Here is a 26,999-nt window from a genome sequence, read left to right on the forward strand (position 1 = left end):
ATTGTCAGTGGCGGCAGCGATGATCCACCGGTGACTGAAACGATCATCAAGGCCTTTCGCTACGCCATGGACCCCACCGAGGCGCAGGTGGAGATCCTGCACCGGTATGCCACGGCATCCCGCTGCGGCTTCAACTTCGCGCTCGGAATGAAGGTCGCGGTCTACGGCCGATGGCGCCGAGGCCGCGACCAGCTGATCGCCCAGGGCATGGAGAAGGCGGAGGCGACCCGCAAGGCGCCGAAGGTCCGGGTGCCGAACCGGAACCGGACCCAGGCCTACTGGCGGGAGACACGCGGACAGGGCTTCATCGGGCCCCTCCGCGAGGGCCAGGAGCCGAAGACCCCGTTCGCCTGGTGGGACGGGGTCAACAACCGGGCCTACTACACCGCGTTCGAGGACGCCGACACGGCGTGGAAGAACTGGCTCGACTCGCTGGCCGGCCGCCGCCCACCGATGGGCTTCCCCCGGTTCAAGCGCCGCGGCGCCACACGGGAGTCCTTCCGCATCGTCCACAGCCTCAAATCCCCCGACATACGCTTCGACGGCCCCCGGCGACTGCGCATACCGGGAGGCGGAGGACAGCCCGCCTTCACCGTCCGCCTCCACCAGCCACCCCGCGCCCTGACCACACTCATCGCCTCCGGCCAAGCCGTCATCACCAGCCTCACCATCTCCCGCGACGGACACCGCTGGCACGCCTCCGTCCTCGCCCGGATCGAACAGGACCTCCCCACCCGCCCCACACGCCGCCAGCAAGCCGCCGGCCGCATCGGCATCGACCTCGGAGTGAAATCCGCCCTCACACTCACCGACCCACTTACCCTCCACGCTGGCCAGACACCAATCCTCACCATCGACAACCCCCGACTCCTGGCCAACACCGCACGCAAACTCGCCCGCGCCCAGCGCGTCATGGCCCGCCGCCACGTCCAAGGCGCCGCCCAACAGTCCAACGGCTACCTGGAGGCGAAGGCCAAGGCCGCCAAACTCCATGCCGTGCTGGCCGCCCGGCGGGCCAGCGCCCAGCATGTGGTGACCAAGCGGCTGGTCGAGCAGTACGCCGAGATCGCGCTGGAGAGCCTCAACACCCAGGGCATGACCCGCTCCGCGAAGGGCACCGCGGACAAGCCCGGACGCAACGTCCGCCAGAAAGCCGGCCTCAACAAGGCAGTGCTCGACATCGGGTTCGGGGAGATCAACCGCCAGATCGAGTACAAGGCCCGCTGGCACGCGGTCACCATCGCGCGCGTCCCAGCCTTCTTCCCCTCGTCGAAGACCTGCCACCGATGCGGCTGGATCGACACCGGTCAGACACTGGCCGACCGTGAGTTTCACTGCCAGGCCTGCGGTATGATCATGGGCCGGGACGCCAACGCGGCCCATAACATCAAGAACCATGCAACACCCGTCCGGCCCTAGGCCGGGCCAGTCCCCTGGAGCAGGGGCTGTAACGCCCGTGGACTGCATGTAAGTCCCCAACACCCGCAAGGGCGCTGAGGCAGGCAGGACGAAGCGGGAAGACCCCTGATGGGGTCACCCTGGGAAGGAAACTTCCCAGTCGTCCCTAAATGTGCAAAGTGCGTATGAGTGCGAGGAATGCCGGGATCCTCGAGAGTCGTCGAAACCGGCTCTGTCCACTGACAGACCCGCAGGTCGGCCACGGTGCGATCCCCGCACGTAGGGGCGATCCCAGATCCAGCACATCGCCGCCGGCGAGCACGAAGTGCGATCCCCGCACGTAGGGGCGATCCCTCCAGCTCGATGACGACCGCCGCGACGACGGGGTGCGATCCCCGCACGTAGGGGCGATCCCGGTTCCCAAGGTCCGGCCAGGTCTGGCGCGGCGTGCGATCCCGCACGTAGGGGGCGAACCCGAGAACCCCTCGAAACCCACACCGGAGGAACCGTGCGATCCCGGCACGTAGGGGCGGTCCCCCTGGTATAAGCAGCTGCGCGCCGCGCGCAACGTGCGATCCCCTCACGTGAGGACAGTCCTGGAGTCGGTGTGGCACGCTCCTGAGTACGTGCGGTCCCCGCACATACGGACGGTTCCACCTTCGTGTGGCTACACAAGGAACAAGCGGAGTGCGATCTCCGAACATAGGGTCGGTCCCCCGAGGCCCAGAAGGAACCTGAGGGCCTGGCGGTGCTTGTCCCTCTGCACATAGGGACGGTTCCATCCCTCAGGTTGCCGCGGTGAACGCGCAGTACCCGCCTCGCATCTGGGCGAGCCTGGTGCGAGCCCTCGGCAATCCGGGGCCAAGGGTTTGATGGGCCAGCCGACTCGGTACCCCTGCGCCCTGCGAGGCCGAGATCAGCAATGCTGAAGGGGCGGAAGCCCTTTGGTCTTCCGCCCCCGGAGTCCAATCCGCTGCACGGTGCTACTCGCCGACGACTCGCAGGTGCCCGCCGACGCGCTGACGAGAGATTGCTGACGGCAGCCGGTACACCTTCAGCCTGCCGATCGTCCCTGCCTCCTCCAGCCAGCCCTTTTCCACCATTTCCTTGCGGGTCCGGGAGAAGGCGGGTCCCGTCATTCCGACTGCTGCTGCCAGCTCTGATGCCCGGACCAGTACCGCGCCGTCCGCGCGCTGTTCCGATGCCGCGTACAGCAGGGCCACCAGGCGCTGCGACTGGGTCAGGTCCTTCGCCGACCTCTCCAGCAGGAACAGCACGTCATCACTGTCGTGGATCTTCACGACGGGTCACCCTCCTCGTCCGTCTTCTTCCGACGCCGCGACCGAGGCTCCGCCACGGTCAGCTCCGGCGGGTTCCACTCCTTGACCGCCTCGCGATGCTCGAACCCAGTTCCGATGAACGCAAGGTATGGCGTCGTCCGGTAGAAGGTGGTGCGCCCGATCCCCCCAGCCTCAACCAGCAGTCTGTGCTTTTTGAGGAATTTCACTGTACGACCGAGGCTGTCCGGGCTCATCCCGAGCTCTTTCGCGATGTCCGTGCCGGTCATCGTCACGGGCCCCTGGCTCTGCTCGGTAGCGAACCAGTACCACGACAGCACTCTGTACTGCCGATCCGTGAGACCAGAAGCTCCTGACGCCAGCTGCCGCCCCTTGCGGATGCCCACATTGATGTGGGGTCCGTCGAAGGCATAGGAGGCCCGCTGTACCTCGCTGTACTGGCCCGTCTCCTCGTCGACGAGGGCGAGTACCTTCCGCGCGGCCTTTGCCATGGGGGGAGTGCCTCCGAGTCACTGTGCAGGACGGTACGCAAGCCGACTCCAGAACCGGGTCACTTACCAATCTGGACATTACCGGATTGGTAAGTGACCCGGGCACCGAGTCGGATCGCATACCGCCCAGAGCCCTGTCCATGGCGGTAAGTGACCCGATCCTGGAGTCGGGTCAATCCGATCCCAGGATCGGGTTTCCGGGTTCCCCAGTCGGGTTTCCCGATCATGCAGTCGGGTCGATCTGCGCGTTTCCGCAGGTCAGAGGCTTACTGGTGTTACGTCTTCTTCATGCATGGAAACCACCCTCCCCGCAGGAAACAATCCGCTCCCAATCCCCGCACTCATCTCGGCGTGTCGGGGCGCCTCGCCTGGACCACCATGACCAGGGCTGAGGCTTCGCGGGGGCTCCGCCCCCACACCCCCGCCAGCGCCTACGCCGCGCTGGACCGGCGACCGGCTCCACTCCTCGCTGCGCTGCGGGGCTCCGCGTGGTGGCGCGCACCGAAGGTCGACTGCGGAACCATGGACGTGGGGCGCAAGCGGCAAGGGGAATACGTGGCAGGGGCCGGTGGGGGCGGGCCGAACCTCCCTCCCTCGATTTACGTGTTCAGGTGCGCTATGGCTGGCTTTCTGTGGCCGGGATTCATGATCGTTATCTTCCGTCAGGTGTACACATCTGGGTACCAGTTGGCGCGTGGTACATGTGGGAGTACTCGGCTGGAACTCCGCTGATGAGTAGGCGTCACGACAGGCGTGCAACGGGGATCGGTTTTACGGTGAGCTGGAGTGCTCCCGAGGGCGCTTGAGCGGCCGGTCGTCTCCCGCACGTTGGCGGCCGGCCGCAAATTTCGCGTCTCGCCGACGCCGGGGGTGTCGCTTGGTGCGGCTGGTGGTCAGAAGGTGGCTTGCAGGCGGAAGGGGTTGCGGCCGCGGTCTTGTCCGGGCTGCGCGGTGTGGACGAAGGGCACGTACAGGCGTGCTCCGTTGTGGAGGATGGCGCCGATGCCGGGGTTCTTGGCCGGCTGGTCGGTGCGGTGGCTGTAGCCGTAGACCTGGGCGATCTCGGTGCTGTCGGAGTTGGTGAGGACGGCCGTGAGGTAGGCCTCGGCCCGCTGGGGGCTCACCTTGTTCGCCTCGTCGAACAGCGCGGGCAGCGGGATGTGTTCGGGCGCGGGCCCGCTGACGGGAGTGTCGCTGTCGTCGGCCGAGGCGCCGGGGGCTGGGCTCCCGGTTACCTGGAGCCAGAGGCGGCTTTTGGTGGCGAAGGTGACGGTGAAGCCTGCCACCGGGGCGTCGTCACCCTGCCACGGGTCGACGGAGGTGATGTCCGGGCCGCCTTGGGGCAGGGTCTGGATGCAGAACTGGGTGAAACGGGCCAGGCGCACAAAAGTCTCCTCATACGGCAGGACGGCGGGCAGAGCGGCGGTCGGCTGTGGGCGCATCGGCCAGGACGGCGGGGCGCAGCACGTGGGGCCCGAACTTGCGCCGGGCGGCATCCGTGACCACCTCGATGCGGCGGCGCTTGCCGTCGCCGGGGTCCAGGAGCAGCTGGTGGAAGGCGGTCTCGGCGGCGGTGAGGCCGTCGGCGCGCAGCGCGATGCTCTTCACCCGGGCCCGTTGCAGCCCGAGGGCGTGGTAGAGGTCGAGGGCGGTGTGGGTGAGGGCTGTGGTGTGTGCGGTTGGTTCTGGCAGGCGTTTGCTGCGGGTGGTGGAGGAGTTGTCGGCGTACCGCACCACGATGGCCAGGCCTTTGCACACTTCCTGGGCGGCGCGCAGGCGCAGGCCCAGCTCGTCTGCCAGGGCGAGCAGCGCCCGGTGGTGGGCGGCGGGATCGAGCTCGTCGCTGGGGAAGCGCCGACTGCAGGAGGTGGTACGGATGAGGGCTTCGCGCTGGACGGGACGGTCGTCGACGCCGTGCGCCAGAGCGTGCAGTTCCCGGGCCGGAGTGGCACCCAGGATGCGGGCCAGGGTGGCGGGCGGGGTGTCGGCGAGTTCCCCGACCGTGCGGATGCCAAAGCGTTTGAGCGTCCGGGCCGTTGCGGGGCCCACACCGGGGAGGAGCGCGACCGGCTGGGGGCGCAGGAACGCGTCGACGGCGGCCGGGTCGGGGTCGATGACGGTGATGCGGCCGGGCGCGGTGACCGCGGCCGCCATCGCCGCGACCATCACCGAATTCCCCACAGCGATCGTCGTCACCACTCCATGCAGGGCGAGCGCGCGGAGCGCCAGGACCTGACCGGCCTCGTACGGGGTGCGCTTCAGGTAGCCCAGCGCCCCGGATAGGTCGAGGTCGGCCGACAGGTCCTGGGGCCGTGCCTGGTAGCGGGGCGTGAAGTCCTCGACCAGCGCCAGGAGCTGCCCGAACACCTCGTCCTGGTCCAGATGTTGGTCCTGCCCGACGTGGAAGAAGATCCGCATGATGCAGCGCGCACGGCTTCCGTTCATGGCGTTCACCCGGCGCTGCCCTGGCTGGTGTGGCCCAGCGCCGTCAGGTCGGCGGAACGAGTCCCCGCAGGCTGAAGATCCGCATACGGATGCAGACGCGCCCCGGCAGTGCCGTTGACCAGAGTCCGCTGCTCCTGCTCCTCGTCTTGGGCGGGTGTGGGCTGGAGTGCCAGGGCGCCGATGAGCGCCAGGGCGGCTTCCAAGCCGTTGTCGCGGCGCTCGCCGGCGAGCTCGTCGAGGTCCCAGACACGGTGACCGACCACCGTGCGCCGGGGACCGCGGCGCTCCACGGTGCCCTGGATGAGGAGCAGCCCGGAGTGGAAGATCGTGTGTGCGCAGGCCGGGTGGCTGTCCTCGAAGAACGCGATGTCGACCAGGCCGGTGCCGTCTTCCAGGGTGACGAAGATGACGCGCTTGCCCGAGGCGATGGGCGGGGTCTGGGTGGAGGCGCGCACGCCCGCGACCAGGACGCGCTGCCCGGCATGGAGTTGGGCGAGGTTGCGGGCGGGGGTCGCGCCGAGCTCGGACAGCAGCCGGTGGTGATAGTCCATCAAATGCCGGGAGACGTCCATGGAGAGGATCTCCAGCTCGGCACCGAGCTGCTCGCGACCGGTCATCTCGGGCAGCCCGCTGCCGGTGCTGGTGAGGGGGGTGGTGTCGAGGGGGAGCTGGCCGGTGCCGGGGCGGGCGCGCGTCTGGCGGTGCAGTTCGGTGATCTGCAGCAGCAGATCCCGGCGGGTCGCGGTGCCTGCGACCGGGGTGAGGGCGCCGATCTGCGCGAGGCGTTCGGCGGTGGGCAGGGAGGGGCGGGCGCGCTGCCACAGGTCCTGCACCGACGCATACGGCTGCCCCGCCGCGATCCGCATCGCTTCGTCGTCGCGGATGCCCTTGACCGCGGACAGCGCCAGGCGCACCCCGAGCCGGCCATCGTCATCGGCTTCGACGCGGTGGTCGGTGTGGGAGTGGTTGATGTCGACGGGCAGGATCGGTACGTCGTGGCGGCGGGCGTCGGCCAGGATCACCCTCGCCGGCCACATCCCCGGATCGTGCTCCAGCAGCCCCGCATACAGTGCCGCCGGATGATGCGCCTTCAGCCAGGCAGACTGCAGCGCGGGCACGGCGAACGCGACCGCGTGTGCCCGGCAGAAGCCGTACGCTCCGAACGACTCGATCACCGCCCAGACTTCGGCCAGCACGGTGGGGGAGTAGCCGCGGGCTCCCGCCTCCCGCTCGAACCATTCCTTCAGCCTCGGCAGCCGGGCCGCATCGGCCAGCGCGCGCCGGAACACCTCGGCCAGGGCGCGGTCGCAGCCGGTCAGTATGGCGACCATGTCGATGATCTGCTCGTGCCAGATGGTCACGCCGTAGGTGTCGCGCAGCACCGGCTCCAGATCCGGGTGCGGATACACCGGGGCCGCCCCGTGCCGCGCCGCGATGTAGATCGAGGGCATCCCGCCCGATACCGGGCCGGGCCTGAATAGCGAAATGTCGGCGATGACGTCCTGCGGGTCGCGGGGCTGGAGGCGGCCGAGGAGGTCCTGCTGGCCGGGGGATTCGAGCTGGAACATGCCGACGGTGTCGGAGTTCTGGATCATCTTGAACGCCCAGAAGTCGTCCAGCGGCACCTGTTTCGGGTCGTCGAGGTTGATGGTCTCGCCGCTGGTGCGGCGGATCTCGGCGACGGCGTGTGCCATCGAAGACAACATTCGGACGCCCAGCACATCGAGCTTGAGCAGGCCGAGGTCTTCGACGTCTTCCTTGTCGCCCTGGACCATCGGGTAGTTGCCGCCCGGCGTGGGCTGCACCGGGAGCCGGTTCAGGAGGGAGCGGTCGCTGAGGATCACGCCGCACGGATGCATCGCATAACCGCGGGGCAGCGCGTCGAGCTGCTCGGCCAGCTCGAACAGCGGCCCGTACCGCGCCGCTTCGGCGGCCAGACCACGCAGTTCGGGCAGCTCGGCGAGCGCACCCGTGATGTCGCAGGCCCGCAGATGAGGAAACGATTTCGCGATGCGGTCCACCTGGTCGGGCGGGATCGCCAGCGCCAGTCCGGTGTCGCGCAGCGCGAAGCGGGCCCGGTAGGTCTCGGGCATGCCGGTGACCGCGACGCGCTGCGGTCCGAACCGCTCGAAGATCCGGTCATACGCCTCCAGGCGGCGCGCGGACTCCACGTCGATGTCGATGTCCGGCAGACTCTTGCGCCGCACACTGATGAACCGCTCGAACATCAGCCGGTGACTGATCGGGTTCGCCGTCGCCACGAACAGGGCGTGATTGACCATCGAGCCCGCCCCGGAGCCCCGCGCGGCGACCCGGATCCCCATCGCCCGCACATCGGCCACGACCTGAGCGACTGCCAGGAAGTACGCCTCATAGCCCAGGCGTTCAATGACGCCGAGCTCATGCTCCAACAGGCGCACAGCCTGCTCGTCACGGTCCAGGCCGCGTGCCACCATCCCGGCCTCGCAGCGCCGGCGCAGCAACTCCATCCCCTCCCCGGCCGCCCTGCCCGCACCCACCACATGCGGTTCGGGAAAATGCGGACGGCCAAGCCCCCAGTCCGCGACCGGATCCAGACGGCACTCCTCCCCGGCACGCACGGTCGCCTCCACCAGACGCACCGCACGCCCCGGCCCGGCGCCCGCGGCCTGGGCGATCCGCTCGGCGGCGGCCGCCATCGCGCCGGGGTCCTTGAGCCAGCGCTCACCCGGATCCAGCTGGTCGGTGTGGCGGAAGGGGATGGGGCGCAGCAGCCGGGCCGCGTCCAGGACGTCGGCGACCCGGGACTGGGCGGGATCGGCGTAGCGGACCGCGTTGGTCAGGACCGCCTCGATGCCGAGCTGGTCGGCGAGCTGCACGCTGCGCCCGGCCAGCCGAAGCGAGCCGGGCCCGGTGCCGCTCAGCCCGTACCAGACAGTCTCCAGGCGCAGCGCAGGACCGAACAGCTCCCGCCACGGATCCAGCAGCTGGGCCGCAAGGTCGGGCCGTCCGGCGGAGAGGGCGCGAACCGGCTCGGAGGCCGGGCCGAGCAGCGCGGTCAGACCCGGCCCGGCGTGGGCGTGGAGCATCGGCCAGGACACCACCGGCAGCCCGCCCCCGGCCTCGGCGTGCGCGGCGGACACCAGCCGGCACAACCCGGCCCAGCCCTCGATGCTCTGGGCGAGCAGGGTGATGCGCAGCGGCGGCTCGAAGACGTGGGCGCCGCCGCGCACCGGGGTACGGCGGCGCGCGCCAGGTCCGGCCGCTTGGTGGGGGGTGACGGCGACATCGACGCCGAGGATGGGCCGGATGCCGTGGGCGGCGCAGGCCTTCACGAAGCGCCCCATTCCGGCCACGGTGTCCCGGTCGGTCAGCGCCAGCTCCGCCATGCCGCGCTCGGCGGCCCGCTGCACGAGGGCTTCGGGGTGGGAGGCGCCGTACCGGGCGGAATAGCCGGACGCGACATGCAGATGCACAAACCCGCCCATCCGCTCCTCCAGCGCTCTATGCCCCCTTGCCCCTTCTGTCCCAGTGGCCAGATATCCACCATAGCCCACAGAACCGAATGGGTGTTCGAACAAGAAGTAAGGTCTTGTCCGCCCCCTCGTCTGCTAGCAATTGCTAGCCTGGGGGGATGGCAGCCGATGAGAAGCAGCTCAACGTCCGCGTCCGCGCCCGCACCCACGAACTCCTCGCCGAACGCGTCCAGCGCAGGGGCGTCACCATGCAGGCCTACGTCTCCGGCCTCATCGAGAGCGACGTCGACCCCGCCCGCGACGCCTTCGTCGCCGGCCTCGTCGACGACATGACCGGCCTGCTCGCCGAGTTCGACGACGCCTTCGATGCCGGAAGCCGCTGATGTTCCTGCGCATCGACGCCCGCTGGATCGAGGACGCCCTGCAGGACTTCGAACAGCGCTCGGGCCGCGAGACCGGCATCGACGACTGGGGCGCGCTGGCCGCCGCGGTCCACCGCCATGCCTACGAACTCCACGCCGGCGAGCCCTTCTACCTCGAAGCACCGGTGCGGGCTGCCGTCCTGCTGCAGATGTTCGTCGCCCTCAGGCCGCTGACGGACTACAACGGCCTCGTCGGATCCGCCCTAGCCCTGCGCTACCTCCACCACTCCAACGAACCCGCCAAACCCCCCGCCGGCGCGATGGCCGACCTCGTCCGCGACATCCGCACCGGCACGCTCACCCTGCGCGCCACCGCCGCCCGCCTGCGCTCCTGGGCCACCACCTGAAATCCGGTTGTCACAGGCGCTGCGTAGATTCGAGCCGTGGACCACGCAGAACGTACGTTTACGGCACCACCCCTGCCACGGCGACGGTCCGCCTGTTAGGAGCAGCATCCGGACGGCCGGAAACACACCCTCGACGCATGGCCCCGGGGCACGGCCTGACCGCCGCCCGCAGAACGTGCCCGGCGCTCGCCGCGGGCTCTGCGCCCCCTCTTCGGGGCGGCTCCGCGAAACCGGCACCCTCCGTGGTCGGGCGGGGCCAGAATCGGCGCAAGGCACCGCACGGGGGGCGCGCATGGCACTGGCAGTCATCGGATTCCGCAGGGCCAATCAGACAACCGGCCGTCAGATCACCGCGGTGGTCACCCAGTCCGGGTTCCTCCACAAGAGCTCCGGCGCGCTCGGTATGGCCGGCCGTCTGCACTGTGCCCGCGACGTCAAACGGTTCCCGTCCAAGCCGGGGGGCCATCCGGCGCAGGAGTCGGTGATGCTGCTGCGACGGCTGCACGACACCCAGCAGCACACCTACACCCGCATCATGATCGCCCCGGCCGCGGTCCGCCTGGACGACGGCGTCGACGAAGCCTCCACCGCCCAGGTGATCGAGGCGTTCACCGGCGCCGCACCCTCCGGCCTACGCCCCCTGGAAGACGCGATCACCGCGTTCTACCAGGCGATCGGCCAGCCGGTCCGCCCCGCACCGGCCACCGCCCGCGCCTGGCGGAGCGCTGCTCCCAGCAGCCCGCGCAGCGACCAGTACCTGCGTGTCCTGGCCCAGGGCAGCCCGCTCTCCGCCCGCCACCACCACGGCACCGGCTACACCATCACCCCCGACGCCGTATGCCTCCATTACAACGAACCGATGCCCCTTGCCCGCGCCCAGGTCTTCGACCTGCACGCCGCCCTCACCGCATGGCTGCGCCTCAACCCCGACGAGCAATGACACCTCGGAAAGAGACGGGTGAAGAAGAACTGCCCCATCTGCCAGGCGCTGCGCCGGGAAGCGGCCCAGCCCGGCGCGCCGATCGCCGACCTCCTGGTGCGTACGGCGCTGCACGAGCGGTCACCGCAGTGCCAGGAACCCACACCGGGACGACGCAAGAAGTCGAAACCGTAGGGCTGCTCTACCGCAGGGTGATGCAGGGCCGGGCGGTGGCGCCGTAGTTGAACTCCACGCAGATCCGGCTGCCCGCGGGGAGCTCGGGCCCGAGGTGGTCGTGGCCGCCGGATCCCCAGGTGGTCTCGGTCCAGGACTTGACGATCCGGCCCCCGCGCCAGCTCCCGCCGACCCGGGCGGCTCCACCGGGGGCCTGGTACCACCAGCGGGCCAGATTGCGGGGGTTGACCGGGCTGCGGGTGGCGTAGACCCAGCTCACGGTGCGCGGTCCGGAGCCGGGGCGGTGCCAGGAGGTGACGACCAGCCCGTACGCGCAGGGGTTGCCGGCCTCGGCCCGGCACACGTTGGCCCGCTCATCGACGTAGGCGTCGGGCGACGCCGGAGCCACAGCAACAGCGAGACCGGCAACGGCCAGCGCAGCGGCCCACAATGCGCGGACCCTCACACACCTCGGCACAGGGAGACCTCCTGAACGGCGGACGATGCTGAGTCCAACCGTCTTCGGCACCGGAACGTCACTGCCGATGCGACGTCGCCCGATATGTCGGCCCTGACGCCCGGCGGGAGGCGAGGGCGTCAGGGCCGGAAACACGAACCGCCTCGGGGGAGGGGCGGGAGTCCCACGTGTCGCTCTTCCCAACGCCGCGGCCGCCGTGAGGTCACGCACCCGCCACGGGGCACCCTCCGCGAGGCCGGATCAGCGGTCGAGCTGTTGCCGGCAGGCGCGTACGACGGACGGATCGAGACCGGCGCCCTGCGCCCAGGAGCAGAGGGCCACGGCGTTGTAGCCGGGCTCGGGGCGATGCCGGTAGGGGCGGGGTAGGGGGGATGAGTGCTGGACGGCAGCCGGGGTGTGGCCGGCGGCACGCGGGGCATGTTCGTGCCGCTGAGCAGGGGCCTCGTGTGGTGGCTGGTCCGGTCCGGGCAGGTCCACGAGCTCGGCGCTAGGGGCCGTGGCCGCCGTGGGGGCGGGGCCGTAGGCCGGGGCCAGGGTCTCGCGGGCGGGCGGCTGGATGGGATCGGGCCAGAGCGGACCGGGTGCCACGGTGGCGATGCGGCCCCCGGTGGGGGTGAACTCCCGTGCGGGCGGCGTGGTTCTGGAGGCGACGGCGACGCAGCCCGTGCTGACCAGCACGGCCAGCACCGCGAGCAGCAGCCGCGCGGGGCGCATCAGGGGCCGGTGGGGGCGAGCTCTTCCTTGGCCGTGGAGATCAGGTGGCGGTCCACCCAGCCGTCCACGCCGGAGTCCTTCATCGTGATGTGCGCCCAGACCACATCGCGGGTGTAGCCGTGAAAGCGGCACTTCTGGTCGCGGTAGCCGAGCCCTGCCTTCGCCGCCGTCTTCGACGGCTGCTGGCGGATGACGGCCGCGTCGGCGTCGATCCGGCACGGCTCCTCACCCGAGGCCGCCGCCACCGACCCCATCGGCCCGGCTACGAGGGCGCCCAGCACACCGGCGATCCCCACCGTCAACCTGGCAGCTGCACGCACCAGCACCCCTCCAAAGATCACAAACCTGAAGAGACCTTCGTAGCGCGGCCGTGGGGGCGAAGTCGAGCCGGGAGGCGGGCCGTTCATCCCTGGGCGTGAAAACTGTCATCATCACACCAGGATGCGGAGCTTGACGTACGAGACCCCTTGGCAGCCGTCACTCCACGGCACCGCTGTCGCAGACCGGTGGCGTGATCACGATGGGGGATCGTCCACTTGGGTGGGTGAGTTCGTCGGTTCACCCGCTGCGGGGGGCCTGGATGTGGCTTGCTGAGGGCGAGAGGGCCAGGGAACGGGCGGGCAGGGGGACGGTGTGGAGAGCGAGCGGTCACGGGTTGCGGCAGCGGCGGCCGCTCTGGGCACGGTGGCGGGTGAATTGCCGGAGCGGGTGTGCCTGTTCGCCGGGATGTACCCAGCCGGGACGCCGGACGCCCTGGCATTCGTGCGCGATGTTCTGGAGACGGTCGACCAGGCTCGGGGCGCCGGCATGGCCGGGTGGATGCTCGGTCATGCCGCGCACAGCTGGCCGGATCGCCCCAGTGCGGCCACCCCGCTCGCCGGCGGCGTACGCGAACTCGGTGACCGCCTCGCCGCCCGGGTCGTCTCCCGCACTCCCGTCCAGCTGCGTGAGATCGCTGCCGGCCTCGGTATGACGCGCCATCAGGTCACCCACGACCTGTACACGGCCCTCCACGCCGCGGCGGCCGCGGAGCGGTGGCTGGAAAACGAGACCGGAGCGCCACGGCGCCCGGTGGGGGTGTGGGACGGTGAGGCAGCCGCACTGGAGTGGAACCTCGAGGACGACCACGTCGAAGACCTCACCGACGCACTCACCGCCCTCGAACCGGGCCAGTGGGAACCGGTCCAGGTCCAGGGGATGGAGCGTGCCGTCCTGGCGATGGCGTGCACGCTGGCCGGGCACGTCATCGACCTCGCCGCGAGCCTTCCCTCGCCCCCTCTGGACTGGATCAGGCAGCCCGGCGAGACTCTCCGTGCCCGCCTTGACGTGCCCGGCGCCGCGCACCCGCTCACCCTGAGTGTCTTCCCCGTCCACGCTCAGGCGCGGGTCAAGCCGCTCACCGGCCAGCAGCGCGATGCAGCGGACCGGGAGACACTGTGGCCGGGCACCAGCCCGCGCGAGGCGCGTGCGTGGGGCTGGGAGCTGACATGGCCTGGCCCGGACGGGACTCGCATCAACTATGAGGCACAGCAGGCCCCTTCGCGTGAGGCGGCGTGCTGGGCGGCCGGGCAGCACGCCGGCCACGTGCTGGCGGATCCATCCGAGGTGCGCCAGCCGTTGACCCACCGCCTCCTGGTGCCCCGCATGCGCATGCTCCCGGGGCGAACGCGGGTGGTGGACCTGCGGACACTGCTCGAAGCCGTGGCCGCCACCAGCACCGAGGACCTGGACCCCCGACGGCCGCCACAGGGAGCAGCGCGGTGGCCGGCGCTTCCCCACTGTGACTCCGAAGGCCTCCTCTCCCTTCCCGGGATCCTGATGGATCACCTGAACATGCCCTGGCCTCATGCTCACGAGCCCTTGGCGCAGCTCCCCGTCGACGATCCCGCCTTCGCCGCCCACCTCACGGCCCACGGCTTCGCCCTGACGCCCGCCGCCTGGGCCTACTTCAGCCACCTCGCCTCTCCCGGGCCCGAGCCGTTGCCGCTGCGTGAGCGCCACGCAGCGGCGATGACCGCGGTCCTGGCGATGCCCGAGGCCAACCCCGTCCACCTCACTGCCGAACTCGGCCCGCTGCCCACCGGGATGGAGTGGTCCCACCTGCTCATCCCGTTCCGCCTCAACGACTTCCTCCGCCCCGCCGATGACGAAAGCGACGGAAGCGATGACGAACGGCCGCCTTGGCAGTAACGGAAACCCTGCCGGGCTCTCGAACCTGGCTGCCCGACAAGTCGAACTCGGCGGGCAATTCCTGTGTCGTTCCGATGCCGCCCCCGCCGGCACTCGTGGTGACGTCCAGAGACGATGCCCCCGCCGGCTGACGTGCGCGTCCCGCGCGCCCTGGCGGAACCAGGCGCAGCGACGGGATGCTGGAGACGGCGACATGGCTCCGTCGCATAGGGGGGTGCCGGATGCGGACCAAGGACGTGCAGGTGGGCGGCACCTACATCGTCAGCGTGCCCCAGCGAATCCCGCCCGCGGTACGTGACCGTATCCCGCGCACCGCCGAGGCGTTCGCCGCCCACCTGCACCTATCGCTGCACCGGGGCCGGCGCTTCGACCTCACCATCACTGACATCCACCCGCCCGAGCGCACAGTCGACGGGATCGAATCGGTGACCACCAGCAAGGTCGGCCTCCCGCTCACCGAGGGCCAGGCGCAGGCCCTCGGCCTGCCCGAAGGCATCTACCGCATCGAAGGACTCGTCTACGGCGAGGACGACAAGCTCGTCGAACTCCCCACCACCCTCTCCTACACCGGCCTGCCGATTCGGTGGCTGTCCCCGCTGGGCACCGTCACCGTCCTGGGCGACGACTCGGCCGCGTTCTACCGCTGGCTGACCCGCACGGAGGCCACCGGCCGGGGGGCCCTCACTGCGTCTAACGGGTTTCCGGGTCTCGCAACGGGTCCGGTGCCGCTCGCCATGGTGTTGGTGTCGGCTTTCGGGTGCCGTCGGGCTGGCGGTGGAATCCGCCGACGGAGCGCAGGGTGGTTCCTGCGTCGAGGAGTCGGTTGCGGACCGCGCCGAAGGAGGTTCCTGTGCGGGCGGACAGCTCGCGGATGCTGGCCCCTTGTTCGTACAGCGCCCGTAGCTCCCGGGCGCCGCGGTGCCGGGAGTCAGGTGCCTGGTGTGGGTGCTGCGGTGCTGCGGTCCTGTCGGGTCCTGCGTCGGGGCGCGCCGGCCGCCGGCCTCGGGGGCGCAGGCGCGTGCCGGCCTCCACGAGCAGGTCCCGGACGCTCTTTGCGGAGTGCCCGGTCGCCTGGGCGAGCTCGCGGAGGGTGGCCCCGTTCTCGTACATCCGGCGAAGCTCGGTGGCCAGGAGGCGGCGGGTGCGCGCATCCCGAATCTCGATCCTGCTGTGGCGCGCTGGAGGACGATCGGCCCGCATTTTCGTACCTATCAGGCATATTGCAATGATCATGATGGATGTGCAGCTATTGTTACTTTACCTTCTCTTTGATATCGAAAGATGACGCTGTGGCACCCTCTGTTCTCCCTTCCGGCCGGACCGGCGGCCCTACTCCCGCGCCGCGGCGCCGGGTGGTGGTCACCGGGCTGGGCGCCATCTCCCCGCTGGGGGCGACCGCGTCCGAAACCTGGGATGGCCTGCTGGAGGGCAGGTGCGGGGTACGGGTGCTCGAAGGGGAACCGTTCAGCGCTCTGCCGGTGCATGTGGCGGCGCCCAGCGCTGCGGATCCCGCTGAGCAGCTGTCCCGCGTGCAGGCCCGCACCATGAACCGCGGCACTCAGTTCGCTGTCGCCGCCGCCCGCGAAGCGTGGGCCGACGCGGGCTTCGACCACGGTGCCGTCCGCGACGGTGCGATCGATGCCCGGCGCGTCGGCGTGTCGATGGGCACGATCATCGGCGGGGCGCCGGTCCTGGTCACCGCCGACCACACGCTGTCCACCCGCGGAGCCCGGTATGTCTCGCCGCACACGGCGCCGATGGTCGTACCCAACGGCGCCGCGGCCCAGGTGGCCCTCGACATCGGCGCCCGGGCAGAGGCCCGGACGGTGGTCGCCGCCTGCGCCTCCGGAACCGAGGCGATCGGGCAGGCCATCGACCGCATCCGCGCCGGTGCCGCCGACGTGGTTCTCGCCGGCGGCACCGAAGCCGTCATCACCCCCAGCGTCATGGCTTCCTTCACTGCCATGCGGGCCCTGTCCAGCGCGACTGATGTCCACACGGCGTCGCGGCCCTTCGACAGGGACCGCGATGGGTTCGTCCTCGGTGAAGGCGCGGGGATCCTGGTCCTGGAGTCAGAAGAGCACGCGCTCGCGCGCGGAGCGCGGATCTACTGCGAGGCCGCCGGGTGGGGCGTCTCCGCCGACGCCCACCACATGGTCGCCCCGCGCCCCGACGGGGAAGGCATCGTGGACGCGATCCACAAGGCCCTCACCGATGCCGGCACCGACATCGACAGCGTCGCCCACATCAACGCACACGCCACAGCGACACCCAACGGGGACGCCGCGGAAGTCCTCGCCCTGACCAAGGTCTTCGGCCAGGGCGTCGCCAACGTGCCGGTCACCGCCCCCAAGGGAGCCCTCGGCCACATGCAGGGCGCCGCCGGCGGTGTCGAAGCCGTCGCCACCGCACTGACCCTGCACCACCAGCTCATACCGCCGACCACCGGCTTCCAGACTGCCGATGACGACAACCCGCTCGACATCGTCACCGGAGCCGCCCGTGCACTGCCCAAGGGCGACGTGGCCCTGAGCAACTCCTACGGCTTCGGCGGCCACAACGCCGTCCTCGCCTTCCGCCGCGCCGCATGAGCGGCCCCGCCGCCCGTACGCGCAACCGGCATGCCCGATCTTCAACAACCTGACGGTATGGACCATTTCGTGACTCACTCCAGCGAATCCACCTGCCCCGACGCGGACACCTTCGTGCAGATCCTGCGCCTCCTGCACGCGGCCGAGCCTGCCACCCCCTCCAGCTACGACATCCCACAGCGAAAGGCTCTGCGGACGGCCTGCCTGGCCGCCGCCGCTTACGGCACCCTGGCCAGCGAGGCCATGCGCGCAGAACTCGAACTGCTCGCCATCGAGCCGGACCTCGATGAAATCACCACCTCCCGCGCGAGCGTGCTCCCCGCGATGGCCGGCGACACCCCCGATGACCTGCCCGCCATCTGGTACTGGCAGGCGTCCTTGATGGCCGGACAACTCCTCCAGGCGCGCAAGTCCACGCCCCACAGCGACCCCGGGCTGGACGCCATCAGCGACACCGCCCGCGCATTGATGCTGCTCCTGCAAGCCCACCTCTCACCGCCGGTACAGGCAGCCGCCACCCTGGCCGAAGCCAACGAGATGCTGGCCTGCGCCCGCACCCGCATCAGCGACCCCCGCCGGACCTGACCCGCCCTACGCGTGAGCGGCTCGGAGCGCAGATGCGCGGCTCGAAGGGGTCTTGCGTTCGATACGCGTCAGGAGGGGAAGGGGCAGAAGGCAAGGTGCTGGTGTTGGCCGCGGGCCCGCTCCGGGCGTGCGGAGGGGCCCCGCCGGGGGCGAAGGGGATAGAGGGATGGCGTAGAGCCGCTGAGCGGCCGGATGCCGCCGCTGCCGTGGTGGTCAGCCGATAGAGCTGTCCCACTGGACGGTGGGGGCGTTCATGCCGGTTGCGGTGCTGGTGAAGGTGAACAGGCGGGAGCGGTCGCGGCCGTCGTGGCCGGGGCCGTAGGTGTACCAGGCGGCGATGTCCTGCTTGCCGTCGCCGTTGAAGTCGCCGGAGACGACCTCGCTCCAATTCCAGTTCCAGCTGTCGGATCCGCTGTCCCAGACCTTGTTCGGCGCGCTGACGCCGGCGGTGGTGCCGCCCATGGTCCACAGGCCGGTCTGGCTGCGTCCGTCATTGGTCTGGCCGTAGTTGTACAGAACGCCGATGTCGGCCTTGCCGTCGCCGTTGTAGTCGCCGGCGGTCACCTTGCTGGCATTCCAGTTCCAGGAGTCGCCCTGGCTGTCCCAGACCTTCGTGGGGGAGGTGAGGCCGGAGGCGCCTCCGGAGAACCACAGGCCGGTGCGGTTGCGGCCGTTTTCGCTGCCGTAGTTGTACAGGACGGCTACGTCCTGCTTGCCGTCGCCGTCGAAGTCGCCCGAGGTGACCTTGCTGGCGTCCCAGTTCCAGCTGTCGGACCCGCTGTCCCATACCTTCCTGGGGGCACTGATGCCGGTGTCAGTGCCGGTGAAGGTCCACAGGCCGGTCTGGCTGCGGCCGTCATTGGTCTGGCCGTAGTTGTAGAGGACGCCGATGTCGGCCTTGCCGTCGCCGTTGTAGTCGCCGGCGGTCAGCTTGCTGGCATTCCAGTTCCAGCTGTCATTGCCGCTGTCCCAGGCCTTGACCGGAGTTTTGAAGCTGCTGCCGGTGCTGGTGAAGGTGAACAGTGCGGTGTGGTTGCGGCCGTTCTCGACACCGTAGTTGTACAGGGCGCCGATGTCGGCCTTGCCGTCACCGTCGAAGTCGCCGGAGGTGAGCTGGACGGAGTTCCAGTTCCAGGAATCGTTCTGGCTGTCCCACCAGGTGCGCGGCGCCGTCAGGGCCTTGCCGTCGCTGGTGAACACCCACAGCGCGGTGCGGTTACGGCCGCCAATGTTGCCGTAGTCGTACAGGACGGCCACGTCGTCCTTGCCGTCGCCGTTGAAGTCCCCGGAGGTGAACTCGGACTGCTTGGGCAGTGCCCGGACTTGCTGGATCCATGGATTGAGATCGTCCACCCGAGCCGACACGGCCCCGGTACGGGTCTCTGAGGCATCAGTGCCGAGGCAGCCTCCTTGCCAGGAACGGGAGTTGACAGCGACCAGCTCCGTCTGGTCGCCCGACCCGCGCACTACCGGGCCGCCGGCGTCACCCTGGCAGATCACGGCCTTGTCCGAGCCGTTCAAGCTCACCGCACGGCCATCGACGGCGCCCACCGTGAACACGCCCGAGTGGGCCTTATCGGGTACCCATTCGGTCCTGGTCCGTCCGAAGCCGGTCGAGGTCAGCTGCTCACCCGGCGCGGGTGCGGCAGAGGCGATCTTGGCTGGTGTCACGCCCGGAACGGGCTGGGCCAGCTTGACCATCACCACGTCCCGGTCGGTACGGGGTACCAGTTCGACGGCTTCCTGCACACTCCCGGTGGACTGGGTCAGGTCCATACGGCCGACGGTCACCGTCGTCTTCACAACTGGTCTGCCCGCCTTGACGGCCTGGCCGTCCATGGTGAAGCAGCTGGCCGCGGACAGTACCCACTGTGGGTCCACCAGCGCACCAGAACAGGCTTGCTTGTCCGTGACGTTGATCTTCGCGGTGAACGCGTACGTGCCGTTGGTGACGTCGGTGCCCGACAGGGCCGTGGCGGGCGTGGCGGCGGCCAGTCCGGCCGCCGCCGTTGCCGCTGCAAGAAGACCGGCAGCCCAGGTGGTGCGTGAAGTCTTTCCAGACATGGTGATCCTTGGATGTGTTGAAAGGTGAAGAGTCCCGCTGGAGCCCGGGCGGGGCTATACGTCAACCCGCAGGAAGCTTCGAGAATGCGATGAGTCGGCTGGACAGCGCCATGTCGGGCCCCGCGGACCGTCGGCATCACCGAGCCGGTCGAAGGTGATACGGCCGGGCGCGGCTGACGCGCATGGCCCTGGCCTCAGCGCACCACGGGGCGTTGATGGCGGGTTTACGGACTCCGCCGTTGTCTCGGGAGAGGGCAGGAGAGAGACGCTGGTGATGAGGATGAAACCTTCATCGGGACGGGGCCCGGCGCATCGCTGTGCCCATAGGTACAGGACAGTCCGCTGGACAAGCGCCTGCTGATGGTGTGTCGATACGTGGTGGTGCCGGTTGGTGTGTTGAGTCTGCGGAGGTGCTCCCCGGGGTCCGCCTGCGCCGCGGACGGCGTCTTCCGTCGGCAGCGCAGGCGGGAGGGGGGATTGGTCAGCGGGTCCAGGCGTCTGTGCCGCTGGCGAGGGTGCCGTCGCCCTTGCCCTTGTAGACGGTGAACTTCTGCTGGTTGTTCCAGAGGCTGCCGAGGTCGGTCTTGCCGTCGCCGTCGAAGTCGCCGCCCAGGATGGCCTGGACGCTCTTCCAGCTCTTGTCCGGCCACATAGACACGCCGTCGCTGAGGCCGCCCTTGCCGTTGCCGTAGCGCACCAGTGCCCCGGCGCCGTCGGTGATGACGACGTCGTCGCGACCGTCGCCGTTGAAGTCACCGGTGGTGAGCTTGGAGGCGACCTTCCAGGAGGGGTCCTTCCACATGCTCTGCGAGCTGCCCAGCACACCGTCGCCGTCGGTGGGGTAGGCGTAGAGGTCGCCGGTGGACCAGACGGTGAGCAGGCCGTCGCGGCCGGAGGTGTCCGGCTTGAACCGGGCGATCTGGAGCATGCCGTTCCAGTCGGTTTTGGTGTCCGTCCACAGCAGCTTGCCTTCGGCCAGCTTGCCGTCCGGCTTCCCCGCATACAGACGCAGGCGCCCGTCGGCCCATACGGAGGCGATGTCCATCTGGCCGTCGCCGTTGAAGTCGCCGGCCACGATCTTGGTGGCGTTCTTCCAGCTGCCGTCGTTCCACAGCTTGCGCCCGTATTCGAAGGTGCCGTCGGCCCGGGCGGCGAAGGTGTGGAGGGTGCCGTCCTTGAGGACCACCGCCAGGTCGCTGCGGCCGTCGTTGTTGAAGTCACCCGCCGTCATCACCGTGGTGACATCCGGGAGCAGCTTGGCCAGCTGCGGCCGGAAGTCGGCGGTGTTGCCAATGGGCTGGTTGAAGGTGCCCAGGCCGTCGACGCGGGTGTCGAGGGCGCTGGTGCGGGTCTCGGCGGGGTCGGTGCCCAGGCAGCCGCCCTGCCAGGAGCGGCTGTTGACCGCCACCAGCTCAAGGGTGCCGTTGACGTTCCGCACGGCGGGCGCGCCGGCGTCGCCCTGGCACAGCACCGCTGCATCAGACCCGTTCAGACCGATCGAACCGCCGTCGACGGAGGCGACCGTGAAGGTGCCCGAGTGCGGCTTGTTCGGCACCCACTCCGTCTTCGTCCGCCCGAAGCCCACCGACTGCAGCTGCTCACCGGCGACCGGAGCCGACTTGCTCAGCTTCATGGGCTTGGCGTCTACAACCGGCCAGGCCAGGGGCAGCAGCGCCACGTCACGGTCCGGATGCACGTTCACGTATGTGGCATCCACCGTGCTGCCGTCCGTAGGGCCGAGGTCGGGACGGCCGACCGTGACCGTCGTCTTCACCGCGGGCTTGCCGGTCTTCGCCGGCTGACCACCATCAGCGAAACAACTCGCCGCCGTCATCACCCACTGCTTCTCAACCAGTACGCCTGAACAGGCCTGCTTGTCACCGAAGTTCACCTTGACCGCATAGCCAAGATCACTGTCCTTCGCATCGGCACCCGACAGGGCACCGGCAGGGGCAGCAGTGACGAGACCGGCCGCCGTGGTGAGAGCGAACAGGCCAGTGAGCCACGCGGTGCGTGGTCGCTTTCCAGACATGGTGGTCCTTATGGATAAAAATGGATTCGGGGGTCCGAAGCAGGACCCAAGGCCGCGATCGGCCGTTATCGATGGAGCGCCGAGCCGGCGGGCCACCGTTGTCTATGGTTTGCGCGACTCGCCGCAGGTGCGCCGCGCTGCTGCTTGATGAACAGGTTCTGGTGGCTGTGCTCGGCCCGCCCGCGCCGGGGTGGCCGAGGGCAGGATGCGGGGCGGAGGTTCCTGCTGTGTCCTACTTGGTCGCCCGGAGTTCCACCAGCGCGTACTGGTGGCCCGGGTCGGCAGTCTCGCCGACGGGGGTCCACTGGTCCTTGGTGATGTCGAAGGTCTTCTCTTCGGTGCCGAGGGTCATGTCGGCCTTGGTGTTGTAGTCGTTGCCCTTGATGAGGTGGACCGAGGGGAGTTCCATCGTCAGCCACCCGGAGTTGCCGGTGACCTTGAAGCAGGACTTGGGCTTCTCGCGGGCCCTGATCTCGATGAAGCCGGTGCCGCTGGCGCAGTCGACGAGGGTGATGTGGCCGTCGCCTCGCTTGAGGATGATGTTCTTTTCGGCGAGGATCTTTTCGGCGTTCGGGTAGTCGAAGTGCTCGACAGTGGAGCCGGGCTGCTCGGTGGCGGCCGGCGCGGTTCCCTGGGATGCCACTCCGGTGCCGGTCGCGGCGAGCCAGGCCAGGGTGCCAGCGGCGGCTGCGGCAGCGATGGTACGCGTCAGCAGTTTGTTCCGCTTCGGCTGCGCTGTATGCGTGGGGCGTGCCTTCATGACGATCCTCGAGTCGTTGATTCCGCTCGGCCATCCAGAAACGTGGTCTGGAAGAACGCGGGAGCGAAAGAAATCGGAAAGAGTGCTCGCCTCTCATGTGTGGGCGTGCCCCGTAATGAAATCCCGCAGAATGGCCTTCTGTCCAATTCATCGGCCACGAGATCGGACGGATGGCGGGAACCTTGGAGTGACTCTTGCCACGTCCTGAAAGAGTTGCACTTAAGATTGTGAAGAATCTATAAAGATCTGTGCTCGATCCGGAATCAGAGTTTGACATAAAATGAGGCCCCGTCGGAGACATGCGATCCGACGGGGCCCATCCAGATGACCAATCCTCCGGTCAACCCATGGTCGACTCTCCTGATTCGTCAGCGAGCAGCGCCAACGCGTGAATCAGGGCCTCAAGTGCCACGATGTAGCACCTGAACTCCTCCAGCGGAGCGATGTATTCCCTGGTCTGAGGGCGGATGTCCTCAAGGCTGCGACGCAGGCTTTCGACTTCCAGGACCAGAGGATCGATGTCCGAGATCTCGCGAGGATCCAGAGACCCACTCTCGACCCGGATGGCATATCCAGCGATATACCCGTCGACAGCGAGCAGCGAGGAACCCCAGTCACTGAGCTCCTGCACTGCGGGACGACTGGGAAAAGGAAGGGCCATGAACGCTGCGAAAGCGTCCCGGAAACCCTGCCACTCAGTCCCACCAGGTGACGATCTTTCCTTCATTGGTATATATCCCCTTCCCACCGAACAGCCCCCCGTCGATCGTCCATCCCCACGAACCATCCTTGAGTTTCGTCCGTACCCGATCTCCCGGCTTCGACTTCTTCCAAAGATTTAGGGCTTCGGTCGTGTACTCGGCAAAGGTCCGCCCCTTGCCGTGCTTGTCGAGATGATATACGGCGCTTTCTTCGACAGTCATGTTCGTCCCGGCCCAGTGCTGCATCGCATCGGCATCGGCTCCACAGAACTTGGCGCCGCCCGCGTTGTGCACCAGCACCGGCACGGTGCCGGCGGCGACGAAGTAGGTGTGAAGCTCACGAACCGTCAGGTTGTAGACGCGCTGTTCGGGAACGGTCCAGGCCCGGGTCGAAGTGACCTGCACCTCTTCACCGGTGGCGCTCCGCAGCGGCATGCCGGCCTTGATATCGGCGGCCGTCTTCCAGGTGTTGCTGGTGCCCCCTACCCAGAACGGGTGTCCGTCGGTGGCGACCACCGTGCCCTTGGGGGCTTCACCGGCTCCGCCGATGCCGATGCTGACCAGGTTCTTGGACCCGTTGCCGACGATGGTCGCCTCAACCGGCTCGGCCTCCGTGCGGCCGGAGCGCGGGTCGGTGGCGAGGACCCGGTCGCCGACACGGATGTCTTCGATCGCCTTCGTTCGACGGTCGCCCATCAGGACGCGCGTTCCGGGAACGAAGCTGTTCTTCGCGCACGGCGCCTTCTTGAGCAGCTTGGCCCGGAGCGCGACCAGCGCCAGGTCGCCAAGACACTTGGGCGACTTGCCCTGAAGGCACTTTTCGACCTCATCCGCGCCGACGTACCAGGCGATCAGACGGTCGAGATATGTGCTGGTGATGCAGCCCATACCGCCGGCCCCGTCGCCGCCGCAGACGAGCAGCGTCTCACCCGGCTTGAGCTCTCCGTTCGACAGGAGATCCGAGCGGTAGGTGACCAACCGCTTCTCGAGGGCGCTTCGGAGCTCCTTGTCGGACAGGGGCTTACTGGCTCCCTGCGCTTCCTGCTTGATCTGGGCCGTCAGCTCCGCAAGGAGCATGTCGGCGGCGGTCTTCATGGCTGATGAGGAGGCCTTTGACGCCGCTTCGGCGTCCTTTCCCGCAGCCAGCGCCGAGAGACTCGCCTGGTAGGCGGACGTCCTCGCCTGCGCGGCGTAGCCGGAGGCGACCGTTGCTGAATGCTGGGCCTGTCCTGCGGACCGTGCCGCCGACCGGGCAGCCTGCTGGGCCGAGGCGGCGGCGTTCCTGGCTGTCTTCGCCGACTCCTCGGCGCGGCGGGAGGATTCCGCCGCTGCGTCCGCGGAAGCGTTCGCCTGCTTTGCGTAGCCGTCAGCCTGCTTGGCGGAATCGTTGGCCTTGTTCGCCCACTCGCCTGCCTCGGCGGCGTCCCTCCGGGCGTCAGCCGCGGCCTTCTGGGCGTCAGAGGCGTCCTTGAGGGCCAGGAACGCCGACTTGTAGGAAGCCTGCAGCAGGCCGTTCATCTGGGAAATATGGGTGGCGGCATTCAAGTCCCGCTGCCTGGCCTTGTACAGGCCGACGTCCAGGAAGGTGCGCAGCCCGTCCGGCGGACCCGTCAGCGCGGCCTGCGCCGCCGCCTTGACCTCCGGGCCCCCGGACGCCAGGGCCTGCCCGACCGCTACACGGTCGTCGTCCTCGCGAGCCTTGTACTGCCCGACTTCCAGGAACTGCACCATGTCAGCCGCGGTGCCGTCCAGCGCCTTGCTGGCTGCTGCCTTCACTCCCGGCCCGCCCGTCGCGGAGAGCTTGCCGATGGCGACCTGGTCGTCATCCTCCTTGCCCGGATAGGCCCGGGTGCGCAGGAACTCCCGCACTTGGTCGACCGGCTTGTCCAGCACATTCAGCGCGGCCTGCCGCTGCGCGGGAATCGCGGAGTTCGCAGCAATGTGGGAGACGCTGGCGCGATCGTCCTGCTCCAGAGCCGTCGCGAGCCCCGCGCGGACGAACTGGGCCACGTCCGCGTCGCTGCCCGACAGGGCGAACTCGGCGGCATCCCGCACCCAGGTCCCGCCGGTGTTCAGCATGTTGACGGCAGCCTGCCGTCCCTTGGCGGCTGTGATGTTCGGGTCGGACGCCTGCGAGGCGTCATCGAGCAACTGCTTCGTCGCGGTGTTGAGCTGTTGGAGGCGGCCGACCTCGTAAGCACCGGCAGCCACACGGGCGTCGTGGGCCCGACTGGCCTCCCCGGCCGTCAGTACCTCTTGGCCCTGCTGCTGTGCCAGACGCTCGGCGTCGGCCTTGCGGGCCGCCTCGATCACGGAGGAGGCCTGCTGGGCAGCCGTCAGCGCCCGGTTGGCGGCTTCGGTGGCCGAGTTGGCCGCGGTGGTGGCTGCGGCTGCGGCGTCCTTCGCCTTGCCCGCCTCCTCCGCGGCTTTTCTTGCCGCCTTCGCCGCATTCTCGGCGTGCTGCGCGGCTGCCTTGGCGGCGTCCCGCGACTGCCGGGCAGCGGTGGCTGCCTCCTTGGCGTTGGTGTACGCGGCGTTGGCCGCGCGTGTGGCCTGATCGGCGAGCCTCTGGGCGCGTGCCGCCGCCGCCTGTGCCTCCTCGGCCTTGCCACCCGCCTCGCCGGCCCACTTGCCGGCATTCGCGGCCGATGTGGCCGCAGCGGCTGCGTTCCTACCGGCGCTGGCCGCCGACAGCGCGGCTGTCGCGGCATTGTCGGCGGCGACGCCGGCTTGGTCCGCTGCGTCTGCGGCCTTGTGCGCGCCGCTGGCGGCGGCATCAGCCTGTTCCGCCGCCTGCCGCGCCTTCTTCGCCTGAGCGGCGTCACCAGCAGCGGCCGAGGCAGCGGAGTGCGCGGAGGCGGCCGCCTTGCCCGCCTGGCTGGAGGCGTAGGCCGCCTGTGCTGCCGCAGTAGCGGCGGCCCGTGCCGTCGCGTTCGCGGCCGCAGCTGCAGATACGGCCGTCTGAGCCGCTTGGGCCGCACGGTCGGCAGCGGCCGCTGCGCGGGAAGCGGCTGCTGCCGCCTGGGTGGCCGAATCCTTGGTCTTTTTGGCTTCGTCGGCCGCTTCCAGTGCCGCCTTCTTGGCCGCAGCAGTGGCCTTCTCCGCCTTGGCGGCCTCCTCCTTGGCCGTCTCGGTCAGCTCACTCGCCTGCTTCTGCGCCTTGTCGGCGAGTTCGGAAAGCTGACCGACGGTGAGCGCCTCCTGGTCACGCGCGGCCGCGACTTCCCAGCCGTGGTCCAGGAACTCCTGTATGTCCTCGGGAGTACCGTCCAGGGCCTGGCCCGCGAGCCGCTTGACGTTCGGGCCACCGGTGGCCATCAACTGGCCGACACGGACCTCATTGTCATCCGTCCGAGCCTGGAACTGACCCTTCTGGAGAAATGCAAGCTGATCATCGGGTGTGCCGTCCAGCGCCTTATTTGCCGCACGCTTCACCCCTGGACCGCCGAAGGCCATGACGCGGCCTATGCTGACGCGCACATCGTCTTCATAAGCAGGCAGAAATCCGTTGTCCAGGAAGTCCTGCAGCTGCTCGGAGGTGCCGTCCAGCGCAGTACTCGCTGCTGCGCGTACACCAGGCCCACCCTTGGCCATGATTTCGGCGACCCGCACCCGCAAGTCGTCGTCTTCGAGCTTCGGCAGCTCGTGTGCCATGAACTCCTGAATCTGCGCATCCGACCCGACGAGCGCAGCCTCCGCACCCCCTCGTACCCCCGGGCCCCCGGATTTCCAGGCACCTACAACATCAGATCTGCTGTAGGTTACGGACTCTTCGGCGGCCATAGCCGGACGCAGCTCGATACCCAGTGTCATTACCAGGGCTATCAATGTCGCCACGACGCCGCGCCATCTTGGCGCGGCTCGCAATCCGGAATTCAAGTGAAGCTCCCTCATTTTAGTGACATTCAGCTGAACCTTACTAAAATGCGAAGCCT

At 69.1% G+C, this 26,999-nt stretch carries 22 protein-coding genes; 8 read left to right on the forward strand and 14 right to left on the reverse strand.

Features of this window, described 5'->3' with window-relative positions:
* Positions 1 to 30: 30 nt before the first annotated feature.
* Entirely contained in the window at positions 31 to 1,419 is a 1,389-nt protein-coding gene (locus ACIBK6_RS37115; RefSeq protein ID WP_399057013.1) for an RNA-guided endonuclease InsQ/TnpB family protein, read from the forward strand.
* Between the two features lie 962 nt (positions 1,420 to 2,381).
* Here the strand turns inward: ACIBK6_RS37115 and ACIBK6_RS37120 are convergent.
* The 5 genes from ACIBK6_RS37120 to ACIBK6_RS37140 form a co-directional block, all read right to left on the reverse strand.
* The gene (locus tag ACIBK6_RS37120) at positions 2,382 to 2,699 is read right to left on the reverse strand and encodes a replication initiation protein, RepL2 (RefSeq protein ID WP_399057015.1); all 318 of its coding nucleotides are present in this window, start codon (positions 2,697 to 2,699) and stop codon (positions 2,382 to 2,384) included.
* Positions 2,696 to 3,187, reverse strand: coding sequence for a MarR family transcriptional regulator (locus ACIBK6_RS37125; protein ID WP_399057017.1), 492 nt, complete (start codon positions 3,185 to 3,187; stop codon positions 2,696 to 2,698). The genes ACIBK6_RS37120 and ACIBK6_RS37125 overlap by 4 nt, the downstream gene beginning before the upstream one ends.
* A gap of 893 nt (positions 3,188 to 4,080) precedes the next feature.
* Positions 4,081 to 4,572, reverse strand: coding sequence for a hypothetical protein (locus tag ACIBK6_RS37130; protein WP_399057019.1), 492 nt, complete (start codon positions 4,570 to 4,572; stop codon positions 4,081 to 4,083).
* Between the two features lie 10 nt (positions 4,573 to 4,582).
* The gene (locus tag ACIBK6_RS37135; RefSeq protein WP_399057021.1) at positions 4,583 to 5,632 is read right to left on the reverse strand and encodes a DNA polymerase thumb domain-containing protein; all 1,050 of its coding nucleotides are present in this window, start codon (positions 5,630 to 5,632) and stop codon (positions 4,583 to 4,585) included.
* Between the two features lie 5 nt (positions 5,633 to 5,637).
* A complete protein-coding gene (locus ACIBK6_RS37140) occupies positions 5,638 to 9,099 on the reverse strand; it encodes a DNA polymerase III subunit alpha (protein WP_399057023.1) in 3,462 nt (1,153 codons plus the stop codon).
* A gap of 146 nt (positions 9,100 to 9,245) precedes the next feature.
* Here ACIBK6_RS37140 and ACIBK6_RS37145 point away from each other — a divergent pair, with 146 nt between their 5' ends.
* From ACIBK6_RS37145 to ACIBK6_RS37160, 4 genes are all read left to right on the forward strand, one after another.
* Positions 9,246 to 9,470: a hypothetical protein gene (locus ACIBK6_RS37145; RefSeq protein WP_399057025.1), complete on the forward strand. Its 225-nt coding sequence runs from the start codon at positions 9,246 to 9,248 to the stop codon at positions 9,468 to 9,470.
* Complete coding sequence (locus ACIBK6_RS37150; RefSeq protein ID WP_399057027.1) at positions 9,470 to 9,856, forward strand: hypothetical protein; 387 nt, start codon at positions 9,470 to 9,472, stop codon at positions 9,854 to 9,856. The genes ACIBK6_RS37145 and ACIBK6_RS37150 overlap by 1 nt, the downstream gene beginning before the upstream one ends.
* A gap of 292 nt (positions 9,857 to 10,148) precedes the next feature.
* On the forward strand, positions 10,149 to 10,796 hold the full coding sequence (locus ACIBK6_RS37155; protein ID WP_399057029.1) for a hypothetical protein: 648 nt from the start codon (positions 10,149 to 10,151) through the stop codon (positions 10,794 to 10,796).
* An 18-nt stretch (positions 10,797 to 10,814) separates the two neighbouring features.
* Entirely contained in the window at positions 10,815 to 10,970 is a 156-nt protein-coding gene (locus tag ACIBK6_RS37160) for a hypothetical protein (RefSeq protein WP_399057031.1), read from the forward strand.
* Between the two features lie 7 nt (positions 10,971 to 10,977).
* Here ACIBK6_RS37160 and ACIBK6_RS37165 read toward each other — a convergent pair whose 3' ends face one another.
* From ACIBK6_RS37165 to ACIBK6_RS37175, 3 genes are all read right to left on the reverse strand, one after another.
* Entirely contained in the window at positions 10,978 to 11,358 is a 381-nt protein-coding gene (locus ACIBK6_RS37165) for a hypothetical protein (protein WP_399057033.1), read from the reverse strand.
* Between the two features lie 309 nt (positions 11,359 to 11,667).
* A complete protein-coding gene (locus tag ACIBK6_RS37170; RefSeq protein WP_399057035.1) occupies positions 11,668 to 12,141 on the reverse strand; it encodes a hypothetical protein in 474 nt (157 codons plus the stop codon).
* Entirely contained in the window at positions 12,141 to 12,461 is a 321-nt protein-coding gene (locus ACIBK6_RS37175) for a hypothetical protein (RefSeq protein ID WP_399057037.1), read from the reverse strand. The genes ACIBK6_RS37170 and ACIBK6_RS37175 overlap by 1 nt, the downstream gene beginning before the upstream one ends.
* A 313-nt stretch (positions 12,462 to 12,774) precedes the next feature.
* On the opposite strand from ACIBK6_RS37175, the gene ACIBK6_RS37180 reads away from it, so the two are divergent.
* Entirely contained in the window at positions 12,775 to 14,331 is a 1,557-nt protein-coding gene (locus ACIBK6_RS37180) for a hypothetical protein (protein ID WP_399057039.1), read from the forward strand.
* 690 nt (positions 14,332 to 15,021) lie between these two features.
* Here ACIBK6_RS37180 and ACIBK6_RS37185 read toward each other — a convergent pair.
* Positions 15,022 to 15,564, reverse strand: a complete 543-nt coding sequence (locus ACIBK6_RS37185; protein ID WP_399057041.1) for a helix-turn-helix domain-containing protein — start codon at positions 15,562 to 15,564, stop codon at positions 15,022 to 15,024.
* A gap of 56 nt (positions 15,565 to 15,620) precedes the next feature.
* Between ACIBK6_RS37185 and ACIBK6_RS37190 the strand changes: the two genes are divergently transcribed.
* Positions 15,621 to 16,922 carry a beta-ketoacyl-[acyl-carrier-protein] synthase family protein gene (locus ACIBK6_RS37190; RefSeq protein WP_399057043.1) on the forward strand — a complete coding sequence of 434 codons (1,302 nt, stop codon included), beginning with the start codon at positions 15,621 to 15,623 and terminating at the stop codon, positions 16,920 to 16,922.
* Positions 16,923 to 16,991: 69 nt separating this feature from the next.
* Positions 16,992 to 17,507: a hypothetical protein gene (locus ACIBK6_RS37195; RefSeq protein WP_399057045.1), complete on the forward strand. Its 516-nt coding sequence runs from the start codon at positions 16,992 to 16,994 to the stop codon at positions 17,505 to 17,507.
* Positions 17,508 to 17,720: 213 nt separating this feature from the next.
* Here ACIBK6_RS37195 and ACIBK6_RS37200 read toward each other — a convergent pair whose 3' ends face one another.
* The 5 genes from ACIBK6_RS37200 to ACIBK6_RS37220 all read right to left on the reverse strand — a co-directional run bounded on the left by ACIBK6_RS37200 (position 17,721) and on the right by ACIBK6_RS37220 (position 26,958).
* Positions 17,721 to 19,571, reverse strand: a complete 1,851-nt coding sequence (locus tag ACIBK6_RS37200; protein WP_399057047.1) for an FG-GAP-like repeat-containing protein — start codon at positions 19,569 to 19,571, stop codon at positions 17,721 to 17,723.
* 481 nt (positions 19,572 to 20,052) lie between these two features.
* Positions 20,053 to 21,603, reverse strand: coding sequence for an FG-GAP-like repeat-containing protein (locus ACIBK6_RS37205; RefSeq protein WP_399057049.1), 1,551 nt, complete (start codon positions 21,601 to 21,603; stop codon positions 20,053 to 20,055).
* A gap of 232 nt (positions 21,604 to 21,835) precedes the next feature.
* Positions 21,836 to 22,363, reverse strand: coding sequence for a hypothetical protein (locus ACIBK6_RS37210; RefSeq protein ID WP_399057051.1), 528 nt, complete (start codon positions 22,361 to 22,363; stop codon positions 21,836 to 21,838).
* Between the two features lie 340 nt (positions 22,364 to 22,703).
* A complete protein-coding gene (locus ACIBK6_RS37215) occupies positions 22,704 to 22,994 on the reverse strand; it encodes a hypothetical protein (protein ID WP_399057052.1) in 291 nt (96 codons plus the stop codon).
* Between the two features lie 64 nt (positions 22,995 to 23,058).
* Entirely contained in the window at positions 23,059 to 26,958 is a 3,900-nt protein-coding gene (locus ACIBK6_RS37220) for a polymorphic toxin-type HINT domain-containing protein (protein ID WP_399057054.1), read from the reverse strand.
* Between the last annotated feature and the right edge of the window lie 41 nt (positions 26,959 to 26,999).

Source organism: Streptomyces sp. NPDC050485 (genome assembly GCF_044458185.1).
GTDB lineage: Bacteria > Actinomycetota > Actinomycetes > Streptomycetales > Streptomycetaceae > Streptomyces.